Annotated in this window: 10 protein-coding genes and 1 riboswitch; of the genes, 1 reads left to right on the forward strand and 9 read right to left on the reverse strand. The window is 59.7% G+C overall.

What is annotated here, in order from left to right; all coding sequences use genetic code 11:
• Positions 1–118: 118 nt before the first annotated feature.
• Entirely contained in the window at positions 119–814 is a 696-nt protein-coding gene (locus VI215_07620; protein ID HEY6192178.1) for a tyrosine-type recombinase/integrase, read from the forward strand.
• 199 nt (positions 815–1013) lie between these two features.
• Here VI215_07620 and carA read toward each other — a convergent pair whose 3' ends face one another.
• The 9 genes from carA to VI215_07665 form a co-directional block, all read right to left on the reverse strand.
• Positions 1014–2159 (reverse strand): glutamine-hydrolyzing carbamoyl-phosphate synthase small subunit, encoded by a 1146-nt coding sequence (gene carA, locus VI215_07625; protein HEY6192179.1) that lies wholly within the window; start codon positions 2157–2159, stop codon positions 1014–1016.
• A 15-nt stretch (positions 2160–2174) separates the two neighbouring features.
• Complete coding sequence (locus VI215_07630) at positions 2175–2699, reverse strand: DUF6580 family putative transport protein (protein HEY6192180.1); 525 nt, start codon at positions 2697–2699, stop codon at positions 2175–2177.
• Between the two features lie 119 nt (positions 2700–2818).
• Entirely contained in the window at positions 2819–3847 is a 1029-nt protein-coding gene (locus VI215_07635) for a hypothetical protein (protein ID HEY6192181.1), read from the reverse strand.
• Between the two features lie 11 nt (positions 3848–3858).
• Entirely contained in the window at positions 3859–5874 is a 2016-nt protein-coding gene (locus VI215_07640; GenBank protein ID HEY6192182.1) for a TonB-dependent receptor, read from the reverse strand.
• Between the two features lie 77 nt (positions 5875–5951).
• Positions 5952–6192, reverse strand: a riboswitch (cobalamin riboswitch).
• Between the two features lie 62 nt (positions 6193–6254).
• Positions 6255–7949 carry a gamma-glutamyltransferase gene (gene ggt, locus VI215_07645; GenBank protein HEY6192183.1) on the reverse strand — a complete coding sequence of 565 codons (1695 nt, stop codon included), beginning with the start codon at positions 7947–7949 and terminating at the stop codon, positions 6255–6257.
• 69 nt (positions 7950–8018) lie between these two features.
• Positions 8019–8435 carry a single-stranded DNA-binding protein gene (locus VI215_07650; protein HEY6192184.1) on the reverse strand — a complete coding sequence of 139 codons (417 nt, stop codon included), beginning with the start codon at positions 8433–8435 and terminating at the stop codon, positions 8019–8021.
• 75 nt (positions 8436–8510) lie between these two features.
• Positions 8511–9449, reverse strand: coding sequence for an NHL repeat-containing protein (locus VI215_07655; GenBank protein ID HEY6192185.1), 939 nt, complete (start codon positions 9447–9449; stop codon positions 8511–8513).
• A gap of 3 nt (positions 9450–9452) precedes the next feature.
• Positions 9453–10517: a PorV/PorQ family protein gene (locus VI215_07660; protein ID HEY6192186.1), complete on the reverse strand. Its 1065-nt coding sequence runs from the start codon at positions 10515–10517 to the stop codon at positions 9453–9455.
• 50 nt (positions 10518–10567) lie between these two features.
• The gene (locus tag VI215_07665; protein HEY6192187.1) at positions 10568–13900 is read right to left on the reverse strand and encodes a hypothetical protein; all 3333 of its coding nucleotides are present in this window, start codon (positions 13898–13900) and stop codon (positions 10568–10570) included.
• Positions 13901–13946: the final 46 nt, after the last annotated feature.

Consider the following 13946-nt stretch of genomic DNA (forward strand, 5'->3'; position numbering starts at 1 on the left):
GAGGGGCCAAGCCTCAGACGCTACCATCTCCGGAAAATGCTTGACAAGCCGCCTGTTTTTTAGTATGTTAAAACTCAGAGTTGATCCCCGTAGCACACCGGAAGCGAACCCTTTTTCCATGAGCGAACCATTTTCTGCTCTCCTCAAACGGGAGCTTCGGCGGCAAAAATATGATTCCGTCAAGGTGAGCGCGTACCTTCACGTGCTGGAGTCGTTTGCCACCTATTTTCACCCCTGCCACCCCCGGCAGCTGACCGAGACCGATATCCGCGGCTACCTCCTTTACCTCCAGCGGTCCAAGCCCCTGACGCCGGACCAGGGGGCTACGGTCCTCGGCGCGCTCCGATTTCTCTATGCGGAGGTCTATGGCATCCCCTTCCGCATTACCGTAATTCCGCATTCAAGGCCCGGCCGGACACCTTCCGTGCTCCGGGACAAAAGCGACCTGATGGCGCTCATAAGCTCGATTGAAAATGTAAAGCATCGGGCCCTCCTGACGCTCATTTACTCGGCGGGCCTCCGTCTCGGAGAAGCAGTGGCGCTGAAACCGGGGGACATCGATGCGAACAGGCACCTGATTCATATCCGGAGCACGAACGGAAAACAGGAGCACGTTGCCCCCCTTCCGAACCAGGCGCTGGAGGAACTTCAGTTCTACTTCAAAGAATTCAAGCCGACGAAATGGCTCTTTGAGGGTCACAACGGGGCTAGCCACCTCTCTCAGGCGTATGCCGGGAAGATCTTCAAGCGGGCCGCTGCCAGGGCAGGAATCAGCATGCCGCCCAAGTCTCTCTCCCGGGGAACGAGTCGCTAGTTCGCCCACCACGCCTCTCCAGTAGCAACTCTCCTGTTATTCAACTCCAGATCAACCGTGTAAGTGCCTTTCCTTCAATAACTTACACCCAGATACTTAATGAGATCAAGCAGGTAGGGAAATTGGGAGGTTCTTTCTTAGGGTAGGGAAACCAAATCGAAGTCTTCGAACCTGAAAGGGATGAAGCGGGGAATCAGGCCTAGACAGCCACCCCCGACGATTCCTTCATCGCTTCGAAGAAGCGGTAGAAGAGATAATCGCTGTCATGCGGTCCCGGAGAGGCCTCTGGATGATACTGAACGGAAAAGATGGGGAGTTTGCGGTGACGGAATCCCTCATTGGTGCCGTCGTTCAGATTGGTGTGAGTGATTTCGACGGATGTCTTATCGAGCGATCCCGGATCCACCGCGAAGCCATGGTTTTGCGATGTAATCTCGATCTTGTTCGTCAGGAGGTTCTTGACGGGGTGGTTTGCCCCCCGGTGGCCGAATTTCATCTTGAACGTCTTCCCCCCCAGTGCGATCGCAAGGAGCTGGTGGCCGAGGCAGATGCCGAAGATGGGCGTTTTCTCGATGAGCCGTTTCAGGTTCTCCACGGCATACCCGACCGCAGCCGGGTCTCCCGGTCCGTTGGAGAGAAAGACTCCGTCGGGGTTCAGCGCCAGGACTTCTTCGGCGGAGTAATGGGAAGGCACGACAGTAACCCTCGAGCCATAGACTGCCAGACGGCGGAGAATGTTCCGTTTGACCCCGTAATCGTATACCACGACATGAAACTGCTGGCCGGCCCCGGCTTCGAATTCGAAACCCGGCGGGAGCGGGAACGAAGGCGGATGAGGTTCCTCCCACCGGTAGACGCTCTTCGTCGAGACCTTGCTCGCCAGATCCAATCCGTTCATCGGGGGCAAGGATCTTGCCCGGTCAATTAAAGTCGGGGCATCGCAGTCCGACGTCGAGATTACTGCCCGCATCGCACCCTCCTCCCGGATGATCCTGGTCAGCATGCGGGTATCGATCCCCTGGATGGCCACCACGCTGTGCTTCCGAAGCCAGGAAGCGAGGCTCTCCGCGGCGCGATAGTTGCTGAAATGCTCGGAGTATTCTTTTACCACCAGTCCGCGTACCTGCGGCGCTCCCGATTCCATGTCCTCCGTGTTGACCCCATAGTTCCCGATCATCGGAGAGGTCATCGTAACGATCTGTCCGCAATACGAGGGGTCCGTAAGAATCTCCTGGTAGCCGCTCAGGCTCGTGTTAAATACCATCTCACCCCCGGCTTCACCCTCGAAACCGAACGACTCCCCCTCGAAGAGGATCCCGTTTTCCAGTACGAGTTTCGCTCTCATCGCCCGGCGCGCGGATCAGATCCTGTTCGCGTCCGGAGTGCCGCCGAGTGCCGGGACGTACCTCCGCACCAGCTCGAAGAGGCCGAACATCGAGCCGACATACGCGAGGTCGCCGATAAGCGTGTTCCGGAAGAACGGAATTGCCGCCGTGTAACAGGCCCCCAGTCCCTCCAGGGTATGCGGGTACATCCCGGGGATTAAGGTCCAGACGCCAAAGTTCGTCACCACAAAGAAGAGCAGGGAGCCGGCGAGCGTTGCGCCCACCGTCTGGAGCGCGCCGCGATGGCCCCTTAACCACAATCCAATCAAGCCGGTCGCGAGAAAGCTTCCGTAGACCCATTCGATTCCCGGGTAGAAGCCGAGAAGGAAGTCGCTGATCAGCAGGGCTCCGATCGGGATCAGAAACGCGTACTTTTTGTCGAGGTAGACACCGCCGAACAACGCCAGCGCGGTGATCGGAGAGACGTTCGGCATATGGGGAACAAGCCGGGAAAGCGCTGCGAGCAGGATCAGCGAAACTACAACAATGCGGCGAATCATACCATCTCCTTCCGTGAAGGGTACATACAGGTTTTGGTAAAGACGTTTTCTCAAATGAAGTGCCAGGCGGACACTCAGATTATACACATTTCCCCCGTTCCAGTCAAGCCTGATCCGGGTCATTTGAACGCCATCGCCCCCGGAAATATCCCCACCTGCTGATGCGTCCGCTTCAGGAGGCCCCGGTAGGTGTAGATCTCCAGCCGTCCCGACCCTCCCGAGCTCACCACGTTTGTCACGTAGATATCTCCGCTTGCGGCGTCGGCGGCGAGGGCGTAATAAAAGATCCCGCCGGCGCGCGTAATGAACGGGCTTGCGACCGTGCGCAACGGTTGTACGTCGAATTTCCCGACTCCGTTGGCCTCCAAGACGAAGAGCGAATGCCCGTCGGTCGCAATATCCGAAACCGCCCCGGTGATCAGGAGGGAATCCTCGGCGAGATGTGTGACCGGGTCAACCTGGTAAAGGCGCGGTTGAACGCTCTGGGTGCCGGCGCAGACGACGAATAATTTTCCGTTCAGCACTGTCATCGATCCCGGAGCGTCGCTCAATCTGACCGAATCCGTCACCTGCAGGGTCGCTGGGTTCACGACCTTGAGCTCATGACCCGGGACGAACTGGTTGTTGACGTATGTTCCGTAGTCCGATACGAACGCCCTTCCGTTGAGAACCGCTATTCCTCCCGGAAAGGCGACTACGGGGCCGCTTGTTCCCCTGAGGGAGTCGTCTGCGGTCGTGATCAGCGAGAGCGTACCGTCATAATTCGCGACCACGAGTTCCGAACCAGCGCCGGCAAGGTATCCCGGCCCGCTGAATTGCGGCGTATGAATCGACTTTCCGATGTGATTCGTGCCCAGGTCGATCACATCGACCCGGTCCGACCCGTTGACGGCGAGATACCCCTTGCCGGCGACGACTTTCAGATCGTTCGGGAATATCCAATCAGACGCGATCACGTCGTTAAACATCGTATCGCGCTGGGCGTCATAATACGACAACGACCCCCCTGCTGTAAAAGTCCCCTCATTCACCACATACGCCCCTGCAGCCGATGCCGGGGGAGGGTTTACCGACACGGTACTCGCCTCCCGGCAGGAAGCGAATGTCAGCGCCAGTGCGATGAGTGCCGGCCAACGGGCTTTCTTCATGGTCATGTTCCTTATTCTGTTCTTGTGAGGGAAATGGAAATGTTGTGATTCCGCAAGGGCATCGGATAGGCCGGAAGCGCCTGGTACGAAACGTTGCCGGCATTATTCAGTTCATACTTCACCCGGAGGAGCAGGTCGCTGCGCAGCTCAAGCTCGACGCCGGCATTCCCGCTGAGAAGGAAATAACCCGGGAGAGCGATCGAATTATCTTCCACCGTGTACCGGTCGCCGACATATTCTCCCGCGAGTCGCAGGGTCAATCCCCTGACCGCCGCACCCCGGACCGGAATCCTGACCAGCGCTCCGAGTCCGCCGGTCTCGAGGGGGACGTAGATAAGCTGTTTATCGTAGGTCGGATCGCCCGGTCCCGAACTGAATTTTTTCCGGGCGTTCAGCCATGAATAATTTCCCGTCAGCTCCACCGAGCGGCCGGGAAGAACCCACCGGTAGTCGAACTCAAAGCCGGTCGATTGCGTCCGGCCGATATTCACGGGGCTCCAGACGAATTGCGACCCCGCGGGGAGCCAGAAAATGCGGTTCTCGGTGGTGATCGAATAATACGTCGCGTCAAGCTCCTGATCGCCCGCCAGCGGGGCATCGAGCGTCAGCCCGGCGTCGAAGCTGAGCGAACGTTCGGGCAGGAGCGCGGGGTTTCCGCGCCCCCCCGCTCCGGCATAGTAAAGCTCATTGAAGGTCGGAGGCCGAAAATCCCGGCCGGCCGTGGAGTGGAGTGTCAGAGACGCCCCCGCGCCGCTTGAAGCGGATGTCCGCACATTGAGTCCGAGCCTCGGACTCCAGGAGCCCTCGACGCCGGACGAATGGTCAAAGCGGAGGGAGGGAAACACCGAAAGTGCGGGACCGTGGCCGGCAGAATCGGTGCGATATTCAGAGGAAAGCAACATTGCCGAGTGGGCCTGCGACTTCTCCTCCGCGAGGGCATTCCCGTCTGCGACCGCGCGCCCCAGTTCCAATTCGAGCAGAAGGGCGCCGGAGGGGTTTAGTTCGTACCGGAATTGCGGGCGAAGACCGTAGCTGACATTCCGGTAGTAGTTATCCGCGGGGAAGAGCGAGAGGAATTCCGCGTAATGTTCGTAGGCGCTCTGGAAATCCCCCGAGACCAGAAGCTGGATCCGGTCGCCGAGGCCCGCGGAGACGGAGCCGATCGCCTGCAATTGATCGTCCGCCTGACGCGCCGACCCCTGCGATCCCGCGGGGACAAAAGGTCCGGGCGTTCCGCGATCGAGAGACGCGTAGCTCAGGAGGAATTTCGTCCGCGGGCCTGCATGCGGGTACCAATCGGATTTCAGGAAAAGATCGTATCCGCGGTGGTCGGAATTGGTCCGAACCTCCTCTTTCTGGATCGGCCCCTGACGGAGAAGAAACGGGAAGTTGCCCGAGCCCGTTTCAGTCGCCCCGCCGGCGGTCAGGCTCCACTCGTCGCCGGGTAAGATCGATGAGCGGAATGAGAACCTGCTCGTGCCGAATGAGCCCGCCGAACCCTCGAGTGAACTGCTTGAACCGTGAAACGACCGGTCGGTGAGAATGTTGATGACGCCCCCCAACGCATTCGCGCCGTAAAGGGCGGAGCCCCCGCCGCGGGCGAGCTCGATGCGCTCGATCTCGTCCGTGGGAATCATACGAAGGTCGGCCAGTCCGAGCTGGAGGTTATTCACCGGCACGCCGTCGATCAGGACGAGCGTCTGCTCACCCGCCATTCCCCTGAAGGATGCGGTTTGAAGAGCTCCTCCCACGCCGTATTCCCTGAGAAAGACGCCGGGCGTGTTCCGGATCAGCGCCCCCAGGCTTGTGCCGTTCGCCTGTTCTATCGATTCGCGCGAAAGGAGCGAGATCCTCGAGGGAGAGCGGGAGCTCGAGAGCGGGCTCCGCGTCGCGGTTACCACCACTTCCGCCATCGGATAGGTCCGGGCCGTATCCTGCCCATCGCGCGCTTCGGCCCCGGCCGGCGCCCCGCACATGAGCAGCATGCAGAGGATTCCCGGACCGATGATTTTACTGCAGACGTTCATATATAAAAAAACCCCAACCGGCGGAAAGAAGTGTTGGGGTACAAGAACGTTGCACCAACCCACCTTCCCGCGAAGGTATTCTGGGTGATCATGCCGGTCGGTCTCCTGGCTTTTCCCGACCCCGGGCGGTCTTCCCATCCGGATCCGATCTGAACCGGAACCGAACAGTGACTTACGAGCCCGAAGCTCAATTCCGCCGGAATGACCGGACGGAATCGGGATTACAGTTGCGGGGCAGCTTCCGAATTCTCCATGGTCCCACGCTGAGCGCGGACCGGGAGGCACGGAATTCCCTTCACCGGCACGAAGTATGGAAAAGAACTTGATTCAACGGCAATATACGACGCCCGGAATAAGAAGTCAAGTGCGAATCGACTTCCTCAATAACCGAGCGCAACTCCGCCTTCCCTTGAATCCGGGACCCCATAGATCCACCCGCCGGCGGCATCCAGCCAGAGCGCTTCGAGTTCACCGAGGGGGGAATCTGTTTCCCTCAGATGGTACCCCCTCTCCTCCAGCTTTTGCACCACATCCCGCGCCAGGGCAAACCGCTCGTAGACCAGGGAGTCCGGCCGCCACTGGTGGTGAAACCGGGGGGCCTCCACGGCCTCTTCCAGATTCATTCCGAAGTCGGCGATGTTGCTGATGACTTGCGCGACCGCGGTGATGATTTTTGATCCCCCCCTCGCTCCGAGTACCAGGCAGGGTTTCCCGTCCTTGAGCAGGATGGTGGGAACCATCGAGCTCAGGGGGCGTTTGGACGGAGCGATCTCATTCGCCCTTCCCCCGATAAGCCCGTACGCATTCGGCACCCCGGGCTTGGCGCTGAAATCGTCCATTTCGTCGTTGAGAAAGAACCCCGCCCCGGCGACAACGACCTTGCATCCGAAGAGGTCGTTCAGCGTGGTGGTGGTCGAAACGATGGTGCCTTGCTCGTCCACGACGCAATAGTGCGTGGTGTGCCGTCCTTCATGGGGATTCTCGATGCCGGATCGAACGCGCATGTTCTCTGTGGCGCGGAGCGAATCGATCTCAGCCCGCCTCCCGTTTGCATAGCTCTTTGACGCAAGCACTTCCCCCGGGATTTCGACAAAAGCCGGATCGCCCATCAGCTCCGCCCGGTCGGCATACACCCGTTTCATCGCTTCTGCGACGAAATGTACAGCGTTCGAAGAATGAAACCCCATCGAGCCAAGGTCATACCCTTCGGATATGTTCAACATCTCCAGGAGACACAACCCTCCCGAGGAGGGGGGCGGGGTCGTGAGAATCTCGTACCCGCGGTACGAACCCCTCAGGGGAGTCCGGAGGACAGGATGATACTCTTCCAGGTCCCGCCGGGTGACAATCCCTCCCCCCCGGCGCATCTCCTCTTCCAGCAGGCGCGCGGTTTCGCCGCGATAAAACCCGTCGGCGCCGAATTGCTGAATCCTTCCGAGCGTCCGGGCCAGCTCGGGCTGACGCAGGGTATCTCCTTCCCGAAGGGGAGCACCATGTCTCGAAAACAGGGCCATCGCCGCCGGAAATTCTGATAATTTGCCCCAACTGCTGTCGAGGGAGGCTTCGAGATGCCGATCCACAATAAATCCGTTCTCCGCCAGGCCGACGGCGGGCCGGGCTAGGTCACGAATGCTCATCGAGCCATAGAGTCGCAAGGCTTCGAGGAGTCCGGATACGCTGCCAGGCACCCCTGCAGCAAGCGCGCCGTCGAAGCTTTTGTCGGTGACGTTTCCCGCGCTGTCAAGATACATCGTGCCGCTCGAGGCTCGGGGAGCCTTCTCGCGAAAATCGATGACTGCGGCGGACCCGTCCCGCTTGCGGACGAGCATGAATCCGCCGCCGCCGATATTTCCCGCCTCCGGATAGACGACCGCGAGCGCCAACCCGACCGCGACGGCTGCGTCGACCGCATTCCCCCCTCTCCGCAGGATGTCGACACCCACCTGGGACGCCAGCCTGTGCGCTGTGACAACCATCGCATGCCTTGATCGAACCGGAATGGGGGTTGCGGAGGGGGCAGAACCGGCGACCAGGAGCACAAAGCAGAGCGAGACCCGACAGAGGGGCAGTTTCATATTCAGGATCCGATGGCGATTCAGCGGGCCGGGAGGGTCAGCCGTGATGGATGAGTCGGAGCTGCTTCGCTAGAATGGGAGATCGTCCTTTTCCGCCGCTCCCTGTTCCTCCGGGGCGGGCTGAGCATCCGTCGTTCCCCCTGCCTGCCTGCCGTCGAGCATGATCATATCGTCTGCGATGATTTCCGTCGTGTAGCGCTTGACGCCTGTATTCTTGTCGTCCCACGATCGCGTCTGGAGCTTCCCTTCGAGGTAAACCTTGCTTCCCTTCTTGAGATACTGGCCGCAGATCTCGGCAAGCTTCCGCCATGCGACGATGTTGTGCCACTCGGTCCTCTCCTGGGGATTGCCTTCGGCGTCCTTCCACCGCTCGTTTGTCGCCACGGAGAATTTCGCCACCGCCACTCCGGACGCCGTGTAACTCACCTCCGGATCCTTGCCCAGATTGCCGATGAGCGTGACTTTATTAAGACTCTTTCCGGCCATACACCCTCCTATCGATTAGTGTGATCCTGCATCCCGCAGACTTTACTTGCCGCATACGGCGCTGCGCCTACCGTACTATTTGTCCGCATCTTCCTGCCGGAGGCGGTCAACATCGATCCGTTCGACCGAAACGCGATGCTCCGTCAAAAGGTAGAGCCGGTCGTCCTGCACATCGATGTCGACGGCCTCGCACAGGGCGGGGCCGGCCGACAACACCACCGGTACGGGCGGACGAACGCGCCCTCCCTCCCGGTTCAACGCGTACAGAGTACAACTATCAAGGGCGAAAAGGATCTTCCCCTCGACGGTGAAGCTCCGGAGGTGGTTGAAGTACCCTTTTCCCAAAGTCTCGATGAAATTGCCGAAGATATCGAAGACGACAATCCGGTTGCTGTCCAGAACGAAGACCCGGTCGTCTCCTCCGATCCGAATCCTCGAGGGGGAAGAGAGCCGCCCTTCCCCCGCGCCAAGATCCCCGAATTCCTGCTCGACGGAGCCCGACGTATTGACTTTCAGGATTCGCCGGTTCTCGCCGTCCGCGATGAAGATCGATCCGAATCGTGATTGAGCCACTCCCTGGGGGTAGCCAAACCGCACCGAAGCGTCCGCATCGTCCCGCGTTGAAAACGACGAGAGGAGGCTCAGATCCCGGTCCAACCGCTGGATTCGGTGGTTGCCGTAGTCGGCGACGTAGACATCCAGTCCATTGGGGGCAGTCACATCCGCGGGATGATCGAACGCCTGATCGGTCCAGCCGTACCCGCCGGCCGTTTGAAGCACCTCCCATTGTGGCGAAAGCTTTACGATCCTGCTGTTGCCGCCGTCTATCACATACACGTTGCCGGAAGGATCGACAGAACACGCCCTGGCGTGCTCGAACAGGTCCCCGCTTGCGGAACCCCCCGTCCCTCCGTCACCCCCCGCGGCGACCGCGCCAAGAAGTGTCGCACCGGCAACACATGCGGCGGCATTCTGAACAAGCCTCCGGCGCCGTCCGAACCGGAGCTTCCACACCGGCTAAAATCCGAGCTTGAGCGTGATAGCGTGGTTGCCGGTTAGAAACTTGACGGCCCGGTACGCATAATCAACCGTGAGATCGAGATCACCCACCTGGGAATGGATGCCTGCGCCCGCGGTCCCTCCAAACAGATAGGTCGCCTTATCCACCCCGGAGAGAGCTGTCAGGCTCTCATTGGTCTGATCCCCCGCCAGGTCCCAGCCGGCCCGGATGAAGAAATTGTCGCGGAACGCATACTCCGCCCCGACCTTGTATTCATCGGCGGAAAAATTGTTGTTCTCGAAGAGCGAAACAAACGTGAGCGCGTTATCCTCGGAGAGCCGTGTCGTATAGGAAGCGCCTATTTCGATCGTCGAAGGGAGTTCAAACGAGCCCGCGTTCACGCTGTAGAATCCCTGTCTTCCGTCGCCCACCTCACCGGGCAGAACCAATGCCGTCCCGTCGAACTTCATCTGCGGCCCGATGTTTTTCACCGCGACCCCGATGTTCAGGCCCGGTATGTTTCCCAGGCCGGAGTACTGCACGCCGGCGTTGAAACCGAATCCGGAGGCGCTCACGCGATCGATCCGTTCACTGATCAGGTTGGCGGTGACGCCGATTCCGATGTTGTCGGCGAGCTGCCTGGAGTAGGTGAGCCCGATCGTAACATAGGTCGGTGAAATAATCTCGCCTGTTCCGTCCGGATAGTCCTCGTTCGTCACCGGGATGTCTCCGATCCCGAGAGATTTCAGGCTGAAACCCAGCGTGCCGAAACCCGCAAAGGATGCTCCGAGGGCGACATAATTCACCGGGATGTCGGCAATGTAGGTCATATGCGAAAACATCGCCGTCGTTCCGAAGGTGGATCTGGCAAGGCCCGCCGGATTCCAATAAATCGCATCGATTCCGGAAGTCGTCGCGATTGAAGCGCCCCCCATCGCGATATCGCGGGCGCCCACGGGAATCAGGAGTTCCGGCGCGGCGTTGGTCCCGGCCCGGTTCGTTCCGCCTGCGTACCCGAGCGATGCGACGACAAGAATCAGTACGAAGAGTCCGAGGGCTCTTTGCACGGTTGAGCTATTCATGATAATCTCCTTTCAATCCGCATTGGTGCAATCATGACACCCGTCCGATATCAATAAAAATCAAGGACTTGCTGTTCCTGTATAATCACGAGCTTCAACGTTTTCGTCACCCCGAGTTTCGGCAGTTCGATGTATGCGATGTAGATTCCGCTCGCCACGGGCAGGCCGTTTTGATTGTTGAGATCCCACGTCGCGAATTGATCGACGGAGTTCTCGCCGGTGGAAGTGGGGTCGAAATACCTCACCAGCACGCCCGCGAGACTGATGATTCGAATTCTCCAATCGCCCGGAGGCAGGTGATCGAACGTGACGAACCGTGCAAACCTGCTCGTCTCGGCGCGGTTGAACCCGTAATACGGGTTCGGGAAGACGTTGATCTTCGTGACGTCGTTCTTGGCGACCGCGTCACCTTTGAACGTCGCACCCTCCGGAGTCTTGAATGTAAAGACGTCGTTCGCGGAGTTTACATAATTCGGCGACACATGGATGACGCTCGTCTTGATGTCGGACTGCACTCCGTTGTCGCTGATCCACTCGGCGACAAACATGACATCCGCATTGACGAGATTATTGGCGTCGGAGCCGACCGTGGTACCGTAGGTGCTGGGCGAAGCGCCGTCGTACGTCGATTTGGCGACGAAGATGACTTCGACTCCGCCGTTCGGATCCCATGCCCCGTTGGCGTTCTGGTCCCTCCACCCGCAATTCAACTGGCGCGGATTATTGGGATCCGCAACGTCCCAGACCTGGAACGGCACGGGGACATAGTCCTGGTACTTATAGGTTCCGCTCCGTCTGTACCGGTAGGCATTTTGGGTCAACGTGCCCCCGTCCGCAAAGCGAAACTCGATGTCGTCGTACTGGGAAGGATCGAGCGTCGTGCTCACGGCGCCGAGATAATTCGACATATCGGCGGCTGTCGAAGCCATATAATTCAATACGGCCGCGCCCGGACCACCGACGACAAACCTCGCGGCGGCAAATCCCCCCGTCCACCACTCCGTCCCTGTGTGTCCCGACCGGTCGGCATTGAGAAGCGGAGGCGGACCTTTTACGGTGATATAGAAGCCGTCAACCGTCGGATAGGTGAAATCATCGCCAAACTTCGGAGGAGGCGAAGGGTCGAGATTTCCGTCGCCCGGATCGATGACGACCGCCGTCCCCTGGTTGACTCCATTATAGAGGGTGTCGTTGCCGGAGATAAGGTACCAGTGCAGGATCGGCACGACCACCGTGTCGCGCGTGTCGGTCGCATCGGGCCCGTAGGCGAACGCGGTCTGAACATTCTTGAAATGCACCTGATACGTTTTTCCCGTCAAGACAGGCGGGTTCACCACCGTGATCACGGCCTTTCCGTCGCTCTTTCCGGAATCATGGACGACCGTGACAGCATCCCCGAAGTCGGCTCCGATCCGCACGCCCGGGTTCGTCGTTTGCGGGATGACCGTGATGATCTGCAGCGTCGTCTCGGAGGCGTGGGAAAGAGCGGTCGAGGTATCCGAATATCCGTACGCGGTAACGGCATAGTAATACCGCTGCCCGTTCGCGAGGGGGAGTCCACCGCGCAACGTATCGCTGGTCCGTTCGAGGAACCGGACGATCCCGTTGTCGGTGCCGCGCTGCCGGATCGCCTGAACGTTCAGCCCAAGCTCGATATCGAAGACCGTATCGACGATCGTTCTGATTCCGTTCTGAAGGTCAAACGTGGCCAGGCGCACCGCCTTCGAAAAATCCGCCGAGGAGGTGGGTAGCTGATAGACGTTGTATCCCTCAAACCTCACGCCGAGGCGGTTGAACGACTCTGTCGCCGCAACCGCGGCCGAGTCCCATCCCCAGTCGAGCACGACCTTTTGATTCAGGGCCGCGATCCTGAGCTTCGGGGAAGGGGGCGGTTTCGGGAGATTGAACAGATTGTCATACGCGCTCTGCGCCGCCTTGTCGTTCGCCTTGAGCACGCCGATGCTCGAGATATTATCCCCGCCGAGCCCCGCGACCAGTGCGACAACCACTTCCTGCGTGTCGCCCAGCACCATCGTAAACGGTCCCGTGCTCAGCATCTGGCGCCGGTCGCCCGGGTTGTCGATCGTTCCGTCCAGGTACCCCGTGCCGGCCTGGGGATTTCCGCTCAGCCAGAATTTTGTTTCAGCTCCGCCCGGGTAGACGAACGGCGCGCCGGTGATCGGAGTCAATCCGCGAAGCAAATTATACCATTGACCGGCGCCGACGTAACTGAACGGGGGATCGGAGTAGGTGCCGCCGGCCGCGAAATAAATCCAGGATGTCATGGGGAGGTTTCGATACCCGTATATCCTCTTCAGATCGAATACCGCCGAGTCACCGGGTGACACCACCTTCGGTCCTGCGAAGAAATCGTACCCGACCGCCGGTGGAGGAACCCCGAAGACCTTATAACTCGCATCCACCGCCGATGAATTATAGACATAGCCGAGGCTCAGGGTCGTATCGCACGCCTCGAAATCGTCGCTATAATCGCCGAGGTCGGGATCCGCCCACTGACCGATATACATGTTGTCGATGCGGGAATCGGACGCTCCGCTCGCGGTGCCCTTGTAAATGAACCGGAATTTTTTGAAGATCACATTACCGAGAGGATCGGTCCTTGCATACCCCCAGAGGGTCGACTGGACCTCCAGCCCTATCGGGTCGGAGCCCAGGAACGACTGGCTCTGGGCCGCATTCAGGTCGTTCATCACAAACCAGACCACCTGGTCCGCATCCGCGATCCCCGGCTCGTCCGTCGACGGGCCGGCGGTGGCGTTCGGATCGGGGTTGTATCCCGGGACGCCGTCCCGGTCATAATAGGGAGCTCCCTTATCCGCCGGCCACTCGACCCAGTCTTTCCGGTATTGTTCGCGAACCTGGTCGATATCCGATTGCGACACGGCGGAGAGCCCCTTCGAGAAGAGCTCGGCCGCGTCCTGCCTCAGGTCTGCGGTCTGCCAGTCGCGCCGCACACGGTAGATGCGCACGCTCTGGTCTCCCGCAGATTCGGCCACCCCCTTGGAGATGATCTTTCCGCCGACCGTCCCGGGCTGGTACGTCTGTCCGTTCACACGGAGCAGTTGCGCGCCGCCGTCGTGAACCTGGCCGCCCCAGATCAGGCCGTCCGCAAAGATGGGTGTTGACGTTCCGCGCGGAAACGTCACGCCCGAGTTGCCTGTGCTCGGATTTCTCGCCGAGGATCCGTCGTATTCGATCCACATCGAGAGGTTGTTAATGTTCATCAGCGTCGAGAAGGGACCCGTTCCCGTCATTTGTTGCGCCGTCCGCAGAAGGGATTTTTTCCCCTCCGCGGAATACGCCTGATGGAGCCCGCCCGAAAGGAGGAGCGCCGCGCCGAGGAACAGATGAAGTTTTTTCATAGTTGTCTCACCTCTGGTTTATAGACAAGATTCCGACACCTCAAGC

Source organism: Bacteroidota bacterium, assembly GCA_036522515.1.
Classification (GTDB): Bacteria; Bacteroidota; Ignavibacteria; order UBA10030; family SZUA-254; genus VBOC01.